Below are 15,520 nucleotides of genomic sequence, written 5' to 3'. Positions count from 1 at the left end.
CCATATCCTGACTCAGTCCGAAAGCCTTGCGACGACTACGCTGCAGCAATATTCTCGCGCAGCAGCCGTTCCGCGGCTGCGCGCGCCTCGTCGGTGATGGTAGCGCCGGCCAACATGCGCGCGATCTCTTCCTGGCGCGCCGCCCGGTCCATTTCGGCGATGCCGGTGGCGACCTTGTCCGAGCCGCCGGATTTGGAGATCAGGAAATGCGTTGCCGCGCGTGCCGCCACTTGCGGAGCATGCGTGACCGACAGCACCTGCACGCGCTTCGACAGCCTGGCCAGCCTTTGGCCGATCGCATCGGCCACGGCGCCGCCGACGCCGGTGTCGATCTCGTCGAAGACCAATGTCGGCGCCGAGCCACGGTCGGCCAGCGCCACCTTGAGCGCCAGCAGGAAGCGCGACAGCTCGCCGCCGGAGGCGACCTTCATCATCGGCCCAGGCCTGGTGCCGGGATTGGTGCGCACCCAGAACTCGACCTGGTCGATGCCTTCTTCCATGCGGTTCTCGCCATCGCTGGCCAGTTCGACGATGAACTCAGCCCGTTCCAGCTTCAGCGCCGGCAATTCGGCCATCACAGCCTTGGTCAGGCCGACCGCGGCCGCATGGCGAAGGGCGGAGAGCTGGGCTGCGGAAATATCGTAGGCTTCGCGCGCCGCTGAGGCCTGCTTTTCCAGGACATGCAGGCGCCCCTCGCCGGCATCAAGATCGGCGAGATCGGCGGACATGGTGTCGCGCAGTAGCGCCAGATCGTCGACGGCCACACTGTGCTTACGTGAGGCCGCACGCAGCGAAAACAGCCGCTCCTCCGCCTTCTCCAGCCGCTGCGGGTCGTATTCAGTAGCGCGCAGTGCCGCCTCGACGCCCGATTGCGCCGCATCCAGCGACAGCATCGCCTCGTCCAGCGACTTCACCACATCCTCGAGCAGTCCCGGCGCTTCGCTGGCCTTGCGCTGCAGGCGCCTCAACAGGCTGGCCAGTTGCGGCAGCGGCGAGGACGGGCCTGACAGCACATCCTGTGCGTCGTGTATTTCCGAGGCGATCTTTTCCGCCCGCATCATCGTTGCACGCAATTCCGCCAGCTGCGTCTCTTCGCCGGGCTGCGGATCGAGCTTTGCCAGTTCCGCCACCGAGGCCCTGAGATAATCGGCCTCGCGCGCCGCCGCCTCGACCTTGGCGCGGTGCCTGACCAACTCCTGCTCGGCGCCACGCCAGTAGCGCCACGCCTCGCCGGTCGCGCGGGCAGCGCCCAGATGGCCGCCAAAACTGTCCAGCAATTCGCGATGCGCGCCCGGATCGACCAACGCGCGCTCGTCATGCTGGCCGTGGATCTCGACCAGCGCGTGGCCGATGTCGCGCATCAGGGTGACGCTGGACGGCTGGTCGTTGACGAAGACACGGGTGCGGCCATCCGCGGTCTGCAGCCGGCGCAGGATGATGTCGCCGTCATCCTCGATGGCGTTTTCGGCCAGCAGCGCGCGCACCGGGTGGTTGCGCGGCACATCGAAGACGGCAATTACCTGGCCCTGGGCAGCACCGTGGCGCACCAGCGAGGCGTCGCCGCGCGCGCCAAGCGCCAGCGACAGCGCGTCGAGCAGAATGGACTTGCCGGCGCCGGTTTCACCGGTCAGCACGGAAAGGCCGGGCTGGAAGTCGATATCCAGCTTCTCGATCAGGACGATATCGCGGATCGACAGTCTGGAAAGCATCAGAACCCGGACCTCAAGCAATTCCAGGAAAAGTGCGTAGCGGTTTTCCGTCCGGAATTGCGTACAACAAAAAGTTAGGACGGTTCAGCGCCTCAATTAAACCACTGAACCGCTGGTGAAGCGGCTTGCGACCGATGGAGTCGCAACGCCGCACTATCTTTTTGTTTGAGCGTCGGATCAATCCGAAAAGCGCGTTCCGCCTCAGTCGATGCTCGGGCGTCAGGCGCCGGTGATCAGCTTGCCGGCCTTCGATATCCACGATCCGGCATTCTCGCGCGGCTCAAGCCCGTTGCTCTGCAACAGCTTGTAGGTATCCTTGTACCATTGGCTGTCGGGATAATTGGTGCCGAGCACCGCAGCGGCGGTTTGCGCTTCCGAGGTCAAGCCCATCGCGTAGTAGCTTTCGGCCAGACGCGCCAGCGCCTCTTCGACATGGCGGGTGTTGGAATAGTTCTCGACCACGTTGCGGAAGCGCTTGACGGCAGCAATGTATTCGCGCCGCTCGAGATAATAGCGGCCGATCTGCATCTCTTTGCCGGCCAGCTGGTCGTTGGCGAAACGGATCTTTTCCTTGGCGTCGTCGACATATTCCGACGTCGGCCAGCGCGTCACCAGATCCTGCATCGTCTGCACGGTCTGGCGTGCTTCCTTCTGATCCTGGGTGACGTCCTTGATCTGCTTGTAGTAGCTCAGCCCGATAATATACTGGGCGTAAGCCGCGTCGTCGGTCGACGGATAGAGCGTGAGATAGCGCTTGGCCGAGCCGATCGCTTCGTCATAACGGCCGGCGCGATAGTCGGCGAAGGCGCCCATCACCATCGATTTGCGGGCGAATTCCGAATAGGGGTGCTGGCGGTCGACGGCGTCGAACTTCTTGCTCGCCTCATCCAGGCGGCCGGCATTGAGATTGGCAAGGCCTTGATTGTAAAGGACGTCGGCCGGTTCGGTCTGGTCGACATAGGTCGACAGGTCGACGTCTTTCTCGGACGACATGCAGGCCGAGAGGAAGAGCGATGGCACAACCACCGAAAGCGCCAGGAAAACAGCCCGATACGGCGCTTTCGATTGACCAACTCGCTTGAAGAACATGATTGGATTGCGCCCTTTCGGCGTTAGTTCAATGCCTTTCGCATGGCGTTCCCTCAAAACTGATCCCCACTTTTGAGCGACATGCGCCTAACAGACGGCAGCAGCCATAAACCATAACTGCCTTGCCCAGCAACGCTATGTCTAGCCAATCGCACATTTTTGTGGCGGCTTGGTGTTGCCCCGAATGCTACGCACTTTCACTGGCCGGTGATGCTTTCGTGCAACACCGGCCAGCGTTCAGAAAGCCAGAAAATCGTTAAGAATCAGATCACCCAGGGCGCAAAGACAGGCCCGGTGACGGCGCTCATCTCGGCGGTGCGGCCGCGCTCGCGGCGCGTGGTCTCGACGACCTCGAAGGCCGAACGGTCGGACAGAAGCCGCCGCAAAGCAGCCGCATTCATCCGGTGACCGCCGCGATAGGAGCGGAAGCAACCGATGAAACGGGCGCCGGCCAGCGCCAGATCGCCCATCGCGTCCATCGTCTTGTGGCGAGCGAACTCATTGGGGTAGCGCAGGCCGCCCATGTTGATCACCCGGTTGTCGTCGCCGATCACCAGCGAGTTCTCCAGCGAGGAGCCCAGCGCATAGCCGGCCGCCCACAGCCGCTCGACATCCTTCATGAAGCCGAAGGTGCGGGCGCGCGCGACATCCTGGCGAAAGATGTCGGGGTTGATGTCGGAGGCGAATAGCTGGCGGCCGATCGCCGGGCTTTCGAAATCGATCTCGACCTCGAAGCGCGTGCCGCTATAGGGCCTGAACTCGGCCCAGGACGCGCCATTCTCGATGCGGACGGGCTTGACCACCCTGATGTAGCGGCGCTTGACCGCCAGCGTCTCGATGCCGGCTTGGTCGATGGCTTCCACGAACGCCACCGCACTGCCATCGAGGATCGGAACCTCATGACCGTCGATCTCGATGACGATGTTGTCGATGCCGAGCCCGAAAAGCGTCGCCATCAGATGTTCGACCGTGGCGATATGCTCGCCTGCCGGATCGCCGAGCATGGTGCAGAGATCGGTCGCGCCGACTTCAGCAACCAGCGCGCGGAACTCGCGGCTCTCGCTTCCGTTCGAAAGGTGGAAGAGCACGCCGGTGTCGGCGTCCGCAGGGAGGAAATTGACGGTGACCGGTTTGCCGCTGTGAACGCCGGTACCGGTCAGCGTTGCACGCGATTTCAGTGTCGTCTGATAGTCTTGCAAGACAAACCCCATAGCCCAAACGCCTAAGTCCGCTTTAACCCAAAAGGCGCGGCTCTTTTTTATCGGCAGGCAGGGCCACTTCCCCGAATCCCAGCACACCGAAAGTGCTGCGGCAAAGATAATGGTCCGTCAGGGAGACTCCAAATCACGGTTTCTTACTCTGTGTAACCGCGACAGACCTTGAGCGTCACATCGTAACGCCTTGTTATTAAACCATTTTGAACGTTAACAGGCAGACAATCTCTCGTCTGCCTGTTAACAAGTGTTACATACCGTTAACGGCTCAGTTGGCCTGGCGGCGCAGGAAAGCCGGTATCTCCAGCTGGTCGTCTTCCTGGGTCGACCTGGTCTGCGGCGTCAACCGGCCCTGATCGTCGAGCTGGCCGCGGCGCGGCGCGTAAAGCTGCGGATCCTGGCTGGCAAGGCGGCGCATTTCCGGCGCCGCCTGGCGCAGCTTCGGTTCGCGCGGCTGTGCCGGCTGCAACCGGGCCGGCTCTTCTTCGCGGCGCGTCAGTCCGTTGGTCAGCCGCTTGAGCAGCCCCATCGGCCCGCTGTTTTCATGGTCGGCCGGACGGCCCTTGGCTTCCACCTCGGCCCGCACCACAGGCGGAAAATCCTCCACCCGCGGCATGCGCTGCGGTGCGGCAGCCACCGGCTGCGGCATTTCCCGCATCGGCGCCGGTTGCATCACCTGCTGCACGACAGGCTGTGGCTGGGCAGGCGGGGCCTGGAAGATCTTGCTCTGCGGGCGGAAGTCTTCCGCCTGGGCCATCGGCGCCGGACGAGCCATTGCCGCCGCATTGGCCTCGGCAAGCTGGATCGCCTCGGCCACCGGATCGGCCGCGCGCTGCTCATAGGTCTGCTGCTGGACCGGTGCCGGACGGCCTTCCGCCCCCGGAGCCGCTGGGCGGCTGACCGGCTTCTGCTGCGGCGGCACGGCCCGGATCGAGATCGGCGCCGCGGCAATTTCAGCTGCCGATTTGTCGATGCCGGTGGCGACCACCGAGACACGGATGACGCCTTCGAGTTCCTCGTCGAAGGTGGCGCCGAGGATGATGTTGGCGTCCTGGTCGACTTCCTCGCGGATGCGGGTCGCGGCCTCGTCGACTTCGAACAGGGTCAGGTCGCGGCCGCCGGTGATCGAGATCAGCAGGCCCTTGGCGCCCCTCATCGAGGTCTCGTCGAGCAACGGATTGGCGATCGCCGCCTCGGCGGCGGCCATCGCGCGGCCCTCGCCCGAAGCTTCGCCGGTGCCCATCATCGCCTTGCCCATTTCGCGCATCACCGAACGCACGTCTGCGAAGTCGAGATTGATCAGGCCTTCCTTGACCATCAGGTCGGTGATGCAGGCAACACCGGAGTAGAGCACCTGGTCGGCCATGGCGAAGGCGTCGGCAAAGGTGGTCTTGTCATTGGCCAGCCGGAACAGGTTCTGGTTGGGGATGACGATCAGGGTATCGACACATTTCTGCAGCTCCTCGATGCCGAGATCCGCCGTCTTCATGCGGCGCTGGCCTTCGAAATGGAACGGCTTGGTGACGACGCCGACGGTGAGGATACCCCGTTCGCGCGCCGCGCGGGCAACCACGGGAGCCGCACCGGTTCCGGTGCCGCCACCCATACCGGCGGTGACGAAGCACATATGGGTGTTGGAGAGATGGTCGATGATCTCATCGATGCACTCTTCCGCCGCCGCACGGCCCACTTCAGGCTGCGAGCCGGCGCCGAGCCCCTCGGTGACATGCGCGCCGAGCTGGATCAGCCGCTCGGCCTTCGACATGGTCAGCGCCTGTGCATCGGTGTTGGCCACGACGAACTCGACACCGCGCAAGCCCGCGGTGATCATGTTGTTGACGGCATTGCCGCCGCCGCCGCCGACACCGAATACGGTGATCCGCGGCTTGAGCTCGGTGATGTCCGGCTTTTGCAGATTGATCGTCATTGTCTCCGTCCTTTGCCTTTCCCGCCGCTTCGCCGCCGCGGCCGCCTATGGGGCTGTCCCCGTCAATTAGAAACTGTCTCTCAACCACTGACTCATGCGATGCAGTTTTCCGCCCGTCCCGGTCATCCTGAGACCGGAAATTCCTTTCGCCGGATGGCTCTCGAAGCTCGCCATCTGCGGATAGATCAGCAGCCCGACCGCCGTCGAGAAAGCCGGCCCCTTGGCAGCTTCCGGCAGGCCCGCCACGCCGAGCGGGCGTCCGATGCGCACATTGCGTCCCAGAATGCGGCGCGCCGCCTCGGGGAGACCCGCAAGCTGGCTGGCGCCGCCGGTCAGCACGACGCGTTTTCCCACGGCATTGCCGTAGCCCGACTTGTTCAGCCGGTCGCGCAACAGTTCCAGCGTCTCGTCGATGCGGGCGCGGATGACGCGCGTCATCACCGAGCGCGGGATCTGCAGCGGCATCTCGCCGTCTTCGCCGATCGGCTGGATCGAGACCAGGTCGCGATCGTCGGCACTGCCGGGCAGCGCCGAACCATGCATCACCTTCAGCCGCTCCGCGGCGTCGAGCGAGGTCGACAGGCCCTTGGCCATATCGAGCGTCACATGATTGCCACCGATGGCAATGGCATCGGCATGGACGAACTTGCCTTCCGAAAACACCGAGATGGTCGTCGTGCCGCCGCCCATGTCGATGCAGGCAGCACCCATTTCCAGTTCGTCGTCGACCAGGGCCGCAAGCCCGCTGGCATAGGGCGTCGCCACCATGCGCTCGACCGACAGATGCGAGCGGTTGATGCAGAGCTCCAGATTGCGCAGCGGTGCGGCATCGCCCGTCAGCACATGCATGTCGACGCCGAGCTGGTCGCCGACCATGCCGCGCGGATCGCGCACGCCGCGCTCAGCGTCCAGCGAAAAGCCGACGGGCAGCGAATGGATCACGTCGCGTTCGGCCTTGAGTGCCTGCTTGGCGCCGGCGGCAAGCACGCGCTTGATGTCGGCTTCGTCGGCCTGATGGCCACCGAGATTGATGGTGGCCGAATAGGTTTCGCTCTTCAGCCGGCCGGCCGTCATGTTGACGATCAGCGAATCCACGGTCAGTCCCGCCATGCGTTCGGCTGCGTCGACGGACAGGCGAATGGCGTGCTCCGCGCGGTCGAGATCGACGACCACGCCCGACTTCACGCCTTGCGATTTCTGGTGGCCGATGCCGATCACCTGGATGCGGTGCGAGCGGCCGCGCAACAGCTTGCCGTCCTCGCGCGGCTTCAGTTTCGCCACCACGCAGCAAACCTTGCTTGAGCCGACATCCAGCACGGTGAGCGTGCCGGAACGCCGCGAAGAGGCATCGCTGTTGCCGCCAAGCCAGCTCATATCTTCGTCCCCGACTTGCGCTTCAGATTTTGCGGCTTTTCATTGAGCGCGGCCTGGCGCTGCGTCGCCGCTTCCGGCGTCAGCTGCACCACCAGGCGATCGGAGATGCGCATGTCGACGGCGGCGATATCGCGCGTCAGAAGGCCGTTATCGTGGTCCATCCGAACCAGGTCGGCAATCGCCTGATCCTCGCCATCCTCGGGCAGCTTGATCGTGATGCCGTTTTCCAGCTTCAGGTCCCAACGCCGTTCGCCGATGCGGATATAGCCTTTGACCCGAGCCGCGAGCTCGGGAAATTTCTTGATCTTGGCCACGAAGTCGGGCGCCTTGGCCGGTGCGCCGGTGCCGATGATCAGCGGCAGCAGCGCCTGCTTGCCGCCGGAGAACGGCGCGATCACCGCGCCGGAGCGTTCGATGACCGAAAGCTCCGCGCCCTGCTGCCAGAGCGCGAATGGCTCGCGCTCCTCGACACGCACTTCCAGCGTATGTGGATAGACCTTGCGCACCGCCGCCACTTCGACCCAGGGCAAGGTATCAATACGTTCACGCGCGGCCTCAGCATCGAAGCCGATCAGTGACGTCCAGCCGTCGAGCTCGAGCCGGTCCAGTATGTCGATCTCCGAAGTCTGGCGGTTGCCGACCACCTTGATCTGGTCGACGGCAAAGCCGGTCCGGGCGGTGATGCTCTGGACGATGTCGTCGGCATGGCCGCCGAGAATGGCGCCATAGAGGCTGCTCGATGCAATGAGCGAAGCCGACAGGATAGCCGCGGAAAAGCGCGGCGCGACGAAGTCGCCGCCGCCCAGGCGCGCCAGCACGCGCACCGGCCGGCGCAGCACGCGCGGCAGCACGAAATGGTCGAACGACAACGGCATGCCGAACGGCGCCGGCCCGGCGCCGCCCCTGCCCTTGTCCTGTCCCCATTTCAACGCAGACACGAAGCGTCCTCCACCATCCAACTCAACAATTCGCCAAACGAGTGCCCGGCCTGGGCGGCGATTTCAGGCACCAAAGACGTCGGCGTCATGCCCGGCTGAGTGTTGATCTCGAGCCAGACAATCTCGCCGTTTTCGGAGTGACGGTCGTCATAGCGGAAGTCCGATCGGGAAACGCCCCGGCAGCCGATAGCCAGATGTGCCTTGAGCGCCAGTGTCTGTATTTTTTGGTAAATATTTGATGAAATTTTAGCAGGGATTTCGTGTTTTGATCCGCCGGCGACGTATTTTGAATCATAGTCGTAGAAGGAATGGCCGGTCGGAATGATCTCGCAGACGCCGAGCGCCACGTCGCCCATGACGGCGCAGGTCAGCTCGCGCCCATGGATGTAGCGCTCGACCATGACGGTCTCGCCATATTTCCATTCGGACGAGCCGATGACCTGCGGCGGATGCGACTGCCCTTCATGCACGATGACGACGCCGAAGCTTGAGCCTTCATTGACCGGCTTGACCACGTAGGGCGGCTTCATCGGATGCTTGTTCTGGATGGCAAAGCGGCTGGCAACCTTCGATTCCGCCACCGCGATGCCGGCAGCCTTGGCGACCTTCTTGGCTTGCTCCTTGTTCATGGCGAGCGCCGAGGCGAGCACGCCCGAATGGGTGTAGGGAATGGCCAGATATTCGAGGATGCCCTGGATGGTGCCGTCTTCACCGAACGGGCCGTGCAGTGCGTTGAAGACGACATCGGGCTTGAGTTCGGTGAGCACAGCGCCGACATCGCGCGCAACATCGACGCGGGTAACCTGGTAGCCTTCATTCTCAAGCGCATCCGCACACGCCTTTCCCGAAGACAGGGACACGGGCCGCTCGGACGAGAATCCGCCCAGGAGGACAGCCACATGCTTGTTCTTCATATCCCGTCATCCCTCTCACGGCGGGCCCGCAACCACGCATTCAGCGATCAGATTGAGTCCGAGTCTCCCGGCAGGTTGCCCCCCAGACGGAAAACGCGGTCGACGCGTCGAACGACTCAAATCAGAAAACGCTTTAAGGCAGAGAATCAGAGAGTTGATTCGCTGGCAAGTGCTTATGATTCCGACAGATTCACTTTCCGCGAAAACGGCCGGAAAAAGCGTGTTGTGAGTCTTTGGAGCAACGGTGGCGCTGTTGTTTCAGACCGTTTGAAGTTCAAGCATCACATGAACTTCAGCTTGCGCTAAAGAAGCTGTCCGAGGAATTCCTGCACGGCATGGCCGGGGCGGAAATTGCCGAGCCGCTTGATTTCCCACTGCAGGCGGATGCCTGAATTTTCAAGCACGCGGGCGCGCACCGTCTCGCCGAGATATTCGAGATCGTATCCGGTCGCTGTTCCGGTGTTGATCATGAAGTTGCAGTGCATCGGCGACATCTGCGCGCCGCCGATCATCAGCCCGCGGCAGCCAGCCTTGTCGATTTCCTTCCAGGCCGAGGTGCCTTCCGGATTCTTGAAGGTCGAGCCGCCGGTCTTCTCGCGGATCGGCTGCACCGTCTCGCGATGCGTCTGGACGGCGTCCATGGCCGCCTTGATCGCCGCCTGGTCTTCCAAAACGCCTTCGAAAATGGCGGAGGTGAAGATCAGCCCGGCAGGTGCGGCCGAGTGACGATAGGCATAGCCCATGTCTTCATTGCTGAGCGTGTGGAGATTGCCCTTGCGATCGAGTGCGCGCACTTCCACGACGCGCTCGCGCGTCTCGACGCCATTGGCGCCTGCATTCATCCGCAGCGCCCCGCCGATGGCGCCGGGAATGCCGTGATAGAAATGAAAGCCGCCAATGCCGGCCTCGTAGGCGACGGCAGCAACGCGCTTGTCGGGCGTCGCAGCACCCGCTTTGATGCCGGTCGGCGATATGACCTCGGCCTCGCCAAAGCCCTTGGCCGAAAGCCTGATGACGAAACCCGGAATACCGCCGTCGCGCACCAGAAGGTTGGAGCCGACACCGACGATGGTGAGCGGGATGTCCTCCGGCACGGCGCGCAGGAAGGCAGCCAGATCCTCCTCGTCGGTCGGCTGGAACAGGGCGTCCGCCAGACCGCCGGCGCGGAACCAGGTGATCTTGTCCATCTCGGCATTGGGCGTGATGCGGCCGCGCAGGCCGACAAGCCGGTCGCCAAGTTTGTCGAGCAGGTCCTGGCCGCGCATCATGAGACGGTACCGCCGAGTTCCCCAGGCAGCGCATAGGCCCATTGGGTGATGTTGCCGGCGCCCAGGAAGATGACGAAGTCGCCCGGTTTCGCCAACGCGCGGATGACGGGCGAAATCGCGGCAGGGGTTTCGACGTAGCGCGCATCGCGATGGCCCCCGGAGCGGATGCGCGACACCAGCGCCTCCGAGGTCACGCCGTCGATCGGCTCCTCGCCCGCCGCATAGACCGGCGCCACCATCACCGTGTCGGCATCGTTGAAACAGACCGAAAATTCGTCGAACAGATCGTGCAGCCGGGTGAAGCGGTGCGGCTGCGCAATGGCGATGACGCGGCCCTTGGTGGCACTGCGCGCCGCCTTCAACACCGCCGTGATCTCGACCGGGTGGTGGCCGTAATCGTCGAAGATGTCGACGCCGTTCCACGAGCCGGTGTGGGTGAAGCGCCGCTTGACGCCGGCAAAGGACGACAGCCCTTTCTTGATCGCTTCGGCCGACAGGCCGAGTTCATGCGCGACCGCGATTGCGGCGGTGGCGTTGGAGACGTTGTGGCGGCCGGGCATCGGCAGCCGCAGATCAGATATCGTCGTCTGGCCGCCGGTCTTGCGGTCGCGGATCACCACGTCGAATGCCGAGACGGCACCGGCCATGCGGTGGTTGGTGAAACGCACATCGGCCTGCGCGTTCTCGCCATAGGTGATGACGCGGCGGTCCTCGATGCGGCTGACCAACGCCTGCACCTCGGGATGGTCGGTGCACATCACGCCAAAGCCGTAGAACGGCACGTTCTCGACGAATTGCCGGAAGGCCTCGCGCACCTTGTCGAAACTGCCATAATGGTCCAGATGCTCGGGATCGATGTTGGTGACGACGGCGATCTCGGCCGGCAGCTTGAGGAAGGTGCCGTCGCTTTCGTCGGCTTCGACCACCATCCACTCGCCATCGCCCATACGGGCATTGGTGCCATAGGCATTGATGATGCCGCCATTGATCACCGTCGGGTCGAGCCCGCCGGCATCGAGCAGCGTCGCCACCATCGACGTGGTTGTGGTCTTGCCATGCGTGCCACCGATCGCGACCGCCTGGCGGAAGCGCATCAGTTCGGCCAGCATCTCGGCCCGGCGGACAATTGGGAGCAACTTCTCCCGCGCGGCCTTCAGCTCGGGATTGGATTTCTTGATCGCGGTGGAGACGACCACCACTTCGGCCGCGCCGATATTCTCGGCCTTGTGGCCGACAAAGCATTCGATGCCCTTGTCGCGCAGCCGCTGGACATTGGCGCTGTCGGCCTGGTCCGAACCCTGCACCTTGTAGCCGAGATTGTGCAGAACCTCGGCGATGCCGCTCATGCCGATCCCGCCAATGCCGATGAAATGCACAAGGCCGATGGTCTGCGGCATCTTCATCAATGCGTCCCTTTCCTGAAATCCGAAACGGTTTTTCTGGACGCAATAGCCTCTGTGAGATCAGCGAGCAACCGTGCCGCGTTCGGCCGGCCAGCCGACTTCGCTCCGGCAGCCATGGCCGTCAGCCGCTCGGGAGTGTCCATCAGCCCGCCAATGAGAGCCGCGATGCGCTCCGGCGACAGTGACGATTGCGGATGCACCTCGCCGCCGCCCGCCGCGGCAAGGGCGGCTGCGTTCGCCGCCTGATCGTGATCCAGCGCATAGGGATAAGGCACCAGCAGCGCCGGCCGGCCGATGACGGCGATCTCCGAAACCGTCGAGGCGCCGGAGCGCGAGATCACCAGATGCGCCGCGCCCATGCGCTGTGCCATATCGGTGAAGAAGGGCGAGACCTCGACATGGACGCCGAGTGCCGCATAGCCAGCCTTCACCCGCGCCACGTCGTCGGCGCGGGCCTGCTGGGTGATCACCAGCCGCTTGCGCTGCGCCTCCGGCAGAAGTGCGATCGCCGCCGGCATGGCATCGGAAAAGAACTGCGCGCCCTGGCTGCCGCCGAACACCAGGAGCCTGAACGGATCCGCCCCTTGGGATGCCTTATAGGGCGTCTTTGCCGCCTCCAGGATTGGCGGCCTGACCGGATTGCCGGTCGTCACCGTCTTGGCGCCTGTGGCGCTTTCATCTTGCGGCAGGAAGCCGCCGGCAATGGCATCGACGCGCCCGGACAGCGCCCGGTTGGCGCGGCCCATCACCGCGTTCTGCTCATGGATCAGCGTCGGCAGCTTGCGCCGCGTCGCGGCATAGAGCGGTGGCAAGGTCGGATAACCGCCAAAGCCGACGACCGCATCAGGCTTGATCCTGGCGATGACGGCGGAGGCCTGGCGCACGCCGCGCCAGATCTTCCAGAACGCGCCAAGCAGCGCGACAGGGTTTTTCGAGCCCATCGTCGCCGACTGGATCGGATGGATGGCGGCGGCCGGGAAATGGCCGGCAAAGCGCTCGGCGCGGTCGTCCGTCGCCAGATGCACGCTCCAGCCGCGCTCGATCAGCTCATGCGCCAGCGCCTCGGCCGGAAACAAATGTCCGCCTGTTCCGCCCGCCGCGAGAAGGATGACACCCCGCGCCATATCACTCCGCCGGCAGGGCGCGCTGCGACAGGGCAAAGCCCATCTGCTTGCGCTTTTCCGGTCGCTTGCGGGTCAGCGCCAGCACCATGCCCATCGAGATGGCAATGGCGATCTGCGAGGAGCCGCCATAGGAGATGAAAGGCAGCGTCATGCCCTTGGCCGGCATCAGTTGCAGGTTGACGCACATGTTGATGACCGACTGCAGGCCGAACACGGTGACGAGACCGCCGACGGCGTAGCGGGTGAAATCATCATGTTCCTTCAGCGCCGTGCTGAGGCCGCGCAGCACGATGAAGGCGAAGATCGACATGATGAAGAAGCACATGATCAGCCCGAACTCTTCGCCGGCGACCGAAAAGACGAAGTCGGCATGCGCGTCGGGAATGACCCGCTTGACCGTGCCCTCGCCCGGCCCGACGCCGAACCAGTGGCCGTTGATCAGCGCCTCGCGGCCCATGTCGACCTGGAACGTGTCGCCTTCGCCGGTCAGGAATTTGTCGATGCGGGCGGCGACGTGCGGGAACACCGTATAAGCGGCAAACAGGCCGCCGGCGCCGGTGGCGCCAAGCGCGATGATCCATAGCCAGGGCAGGCCGGCCATGAAGAACATGACGCCCCAGGTGCCGGTCACCAGCATGGTCTGGCCGAGATCGGGCTGCGCCACCAGAAGCGAGATGACCAGGATCAGCAGCAGCATGGCAAACAAATTGCCCGGAATGTCGGGCTGGCGCTTGTGTTCGGCGAACAGCCAGGCGCAGACGATGACGAAGGCGGGTTTCAGAAATTCCGACGGCTGGATCGACATGCCGACAAACGACACCCAGCGCCGCGCGCCTTTCACCTCGACGCCGATATAGAGCACGGCGACCATCAGCACCAGCATGATCCCCAGGATGATCAGCGCCATGCGCCGGATCTGCCGCGATTCCAGGAAGGACACTGCCAGCATCACGCCGAGCGCCGGCACGGTGAAGATGATCTGCCTGGTGGCAAAGTGGAAACTGTCGAGGCCGATGCGTTCGGCCACCGCCGGGCTTGCCGCAAAGGACAAGACGATGCCAAGCCCCATCAGCGACAGGAACGCCGCCAGGAACCAGCGATCGATCGTCCACCACCAGGTTGCAACCGGGCTTTTGTCGAGACGGCTTTGCATTATCGTGCCCCTCCGATGGGTTTCACGCCCTCGATAGCATTCGCAGCTTGCCTGAAGGCTTCGCCGCGAACTTCGAAATTCTTGAACTGGTCGAAACTGGCGCAGGCCGGCGACAGCAGTACCACCACCTCGCCGTTGTCATCCTTGGCCGAGTCTTTCGCGGCATGGTCGACCGCGGCGGCCAGGGTGCCCGAGATTTCATAGGGCACGGCTTCGCCGAGCGTCGCCGAGAATGCGGGCGCCGCCTCGCCGATCAGATAGGCCTTGGCGACGCGCGGGAAGAAACCGCGCAGCGGCTCGATGCCGCCTTCCTTGGGCAGTCCGCCGGCGATCCAGTAAATGCGCGAAAAACTCGACAGCGCCGGTGCCGCCGCATCGGCATTGGTCGCCTTGGAATCGTTGACGAACAGCACGTGGTCCTTGCGTCCGACCTGCTCCATGCGATGCGCCAGGCCCGGGAAGCTCTCAAGTCCTGCCTGGATCTCGCCGAGGCTCAAGCCGACCTTGAGGCAGGCGGCGACCGCGGCAAGCGCGTTCTGCGCATTGTGCTGGCCGCGCAACGAACCGATGCCTTCGAGGAAGGCGACGCGGCTGTAGCGGCCATGCACGGCTTCCATCAGATCAGAGCCGTCGGCGAAATAGCCGTCGGTCAGCGGCAGCCGCTTGGAGATGCGGATCACCTCCCGGCCCGCCCTCTCCAGCCGGTCAGCGATCTGCGCGCACCAGGAATCGTCAACGCCGACGATCGCCGTCTCGCTGCCGGCAACCAGCCGCTCCTTGATCGAAGCGTAATGCTGCATGGTGCCGTGGCGGTCGAGATGGTCGGGCGTCAGGTTGAGCAGGATGCCGGCCGTCGGGTTGATCGAGGGCGCGAGATCGATCTGGTAGGACGAACACTCGACGACATAGTCCCGGTCAGCCTGCGGTGGATCGAGCGTCATGATGGCCCGGCCGATATTGCCGCCCATCTGCGTGTCGCGCCCTGCCGATTTGAGGATATGCGCGGTCAGCGCCGTGGTCGTCGACTTGCCGTTGGTGCCGGTGATAGCGATGAACGGCGCATCAGGCGCGCGCGCAATCCGCTCGCGGCAGAACAATTCGATATCGCCGATCACCTCGACGCCGGAGCCACGCGCCAACTCCACCGTCCAGTGCGGCTTGGGATGCGTCAGCGGCACGCCGGGTGAGAGCACGAAGGCCGAGAATTTCGACCAGTCGGCGCCGCGCAGATCGGCGGTCGCAATGCCTTGGTCAGCAGCCTTGGCGACGCTATCGGGATTGTCGTCCCAGGCGAGCACGTCGGCGCCGCCCTCGATCAGCGCGCGCGCCGTGGCGATCCCCGAGCCACCGAGCCCGAAGAGCGAAACGCGTTTGCCCGAAAAGGATGCGGCGGGGATCAAGCGGGTT

Annotated in this window: 12 protein-coding genes; all 12 read right to left on the bottom strand. The window is 64.0% G+C overall.

All coding sequences use genetic code 11. The features are described from left to right. Window positions 1-35 precede the first annotated feature (35 nt). Window positions 36-1,709 (bottom strand): DNA repair protein RecN, encoded by a 1,674-nt coding sequence (gene recN, locus NKI35_RS19790; protein ID WP_352741287.1) that lies wholly within the window; start codon window positions 1,707-1,709, stop codon window positions 36-38. Between the two features lie 219 nt (window positions 1,710-1,928). Next, window positions 1,929-2,798: an outer membrane protein assembly factor BamD gene (locus tag NKI35_RS19785; RefSeq protein ID WP_023668284.1), complete on the bottom strand. Its 870-nt coding sequence runs from the start codon at window positions 2,796-2,798 to the stop codon at window positions 1,929-1,931. A gap of 263 nt (window positions 2,799-3,061) precedes the next feature. Further along, entirely contained in the window at window positions 3,062-4,009 is a 948-nt protein-coding gene (gene lpxC / locus NKI35_RS19780; RefSeq protein WP_352741286.1) for a UDP-3-O-acyl-N-acetylglucosamine deacetylase, read from the bottom strand. 271 nt (window positions 4,010-4,280) lie between these two features. Beyond that, complete coding sequence (gene ftsZ / locus NKI35_RS19775; protein ID WP_023705548.1) at window positions 4,281-5,939, bottom strand: cell division protein FtsZ; 1,659 nt, start codon at window positions 5,937-5,939, stop codon at window positions 4,281-4,283. A 66-nt stretch (window positions 5,940-6,005) separates the two neighbouring features. Continuing rightward, window positions 6,006-7,313 carry a cell division protein FtsA gene (gene ftsA, locus NKI35_RS19770; protein ID WP_023688034.1) on the bottom strand — a complete coding sequence of 436 codons (1,308 nt, stop codon included), beginning with the start codon at window positions 7,311-7,313 and terminating at the stop codon, window positions 6,006-6,008. After that, a complete protein-coding gene (locus NKI35_RS19765; RefSeq protein ID WP_352741285.1) occupies window positions 7,310-8,251 on the bottom strand; it encodes a cell division protein FtsQ/DivIB in 942 nt (313 codons plus the stop codon). The genes ftsA and NKI35_RS19765 overlap by 4 nt, the downstream gene beginning before the upstream one ends. Next, complete coding sequence (locus NKI35_RS19760; protein WP_023668279.1) at window positions 8,239-9,165, bottom strand: D-alanine--D-alanine ligase; 927 nt, start codon at window positions 9,163-9,165, stop codon at window positions 8,239-8,241. The genes NKI35_RS19765 and NKI35_RS19760 overlap by 13 nt, the downstream gene beginning before the upstream one ends. Before the next feature lie 302 nt (window positions 9,166-9,467). After that, on the bottom strand, window positions 9,468-10,433 hold the full coding sequence (gene murB, locus NKI35_RS19755; RefSeq protein WP_352741284.1) for a UDP-N-acetylmuramate dehydrogenase: 966 nt from the start codon (window positions 10,431-10,433) through the stop codon (window positions 9,468-9,470). After that, on the bottom strand, window positions 10,430-11,836 hold the full coding sequence (gene murC / locus NKI35_RS19750; protein ID WP_023668277.1) for a UDP-N-acetylmuramate--L-alanine ligase: 1,407 nt from the start codon (window positions 11,834-11,836) through the stop codon (window positions 10,430-10,432). The genes murB and murC overlap by 4 nt, the downstream gene beginning before the upstream one ends. Then, window positions 11,836-12,960, bottom strand: coding sequence for an undecaprenyldiphospho-muramoylpentapeptide beta-N-acetylglucosaminyltransferase (gene murG, locus NKI35_RS19745; protein ID WP_023688031.1), 1,125 nt, complete (start codon window positions 12,958-12,960; stop codon window positions 11,836-11,838). Before murG ends, murC begins: the two co-directional genes overlap by 1 nt. Before the next feature lies 1 nt (window position 12,961). After that, complete coding sequence (ftsW, locus tag NKI35_RS19740) at window positions 12,962-14,113, bottom strand: putative lipid II flippase FtsW (RefSeq protein WP_023668275.1); 1,152 nt, start codon at window positions 14,111-14,113, stop codon at window positions 12,962-12,964. Beyond that, window positions 14,113-15,513: a UDP-N-acetylmuramoyl-L-alanine--D-glutamate ligase gene (gene murD, locus NKI35_RS19735; RefSeq protein WP_023682137.1), complete on the bottom strand. Its 1,401-nt coding sequence runs from the start codon at window positions 15,511-15,513 to the stop codon at window positions 14,113-14,115. Before murD ends, ftsW begins: the two co-directional genes overlap by 1 nt. Window positions 15,514-15,520: the final 7 nt, after the last annotated feature.

The organism is Mesorhizobium sp. M0676 (assembly GCF_040320535.1).
Classification (GTDB): Bacteria; Pseudomonadota; Alphaproteobacteria; order Rhizobiales; family Rhizobiaceae; genus Mesorhizobium.
This window is presented reverse-complemented; position numbering and strand designations above follow the sequence as displayed.

Bases quoted from the DNA above. Each gene is read 5' to 3' on its own strand.
- NKI35_RS19785 (WP_023668284.1), bottom strand. From the start codon at position 2,798: ATGTTCTTCAAGCGAGTTGGTCAATCGAAAGCGCCGTATCGGGCTGTT.
- murB (WP_352741284.1), bottom strand. From the start codon at position 10,433: ATGATGCGCGGCCAGGACCTGCTCGACAAACTTGGCGACCGGCTTGTC.
- recN (WP_352741287.1), bottom strand. From the start codon at position 1,709: ATGCTTTCCAGACTGTCGATCCGCGATATCGTCCTGATCGAGAAGCTG.
- ftsW (WP_023668275.1), bottom strand. From the start codon at position 14,113: ATGCAAAGCCGTCTCGACAAAAGCCCGGTTGCAACCTGGTGGTGGACG.
- murG (WP_023688031.1), bottom strand. From the start codon at position 12,960: ATGGCGCGGGGTGTCATCCTTCTCGCGGCGGGCGGAACAGGCGGACAT.
- ftsA (WP_023688034.1), bottom strand. From the start codon at position 7,313: ATGAGCTGGCTTGGCGGCAACAGCGATGCCTCTTCGCGGCGTTCCGGC.
- NKI35_RS19760 (WP_023668279.1), bottom strand. From the start codon at position 9,165: ATGAAGAACAAGCATGTGGCTGTCCTCCTGGGCGGATTCTCGTCCGAG.
- murC (WP_023668277.1), bottom strand. From the start codon at position 11,836: ATGAAGATGCCGCAGACCATCGGCCTTGTGCATTTCATCGGCATTGGC.
- ftsZ (WP_023705548.1), bottom strand. From the start codon at position 5,939: ATGACGATCAATCTGCAAAAGCCGGACATCACCGAGCTCAAGCCGCGG.
- lpxC (WP_352741286.1), bottom strand. From the start codon at position 4,009: ATGGGGTTTGTCTTGCAAGACTATCAGACGACACTGAAATCGCGTGCA.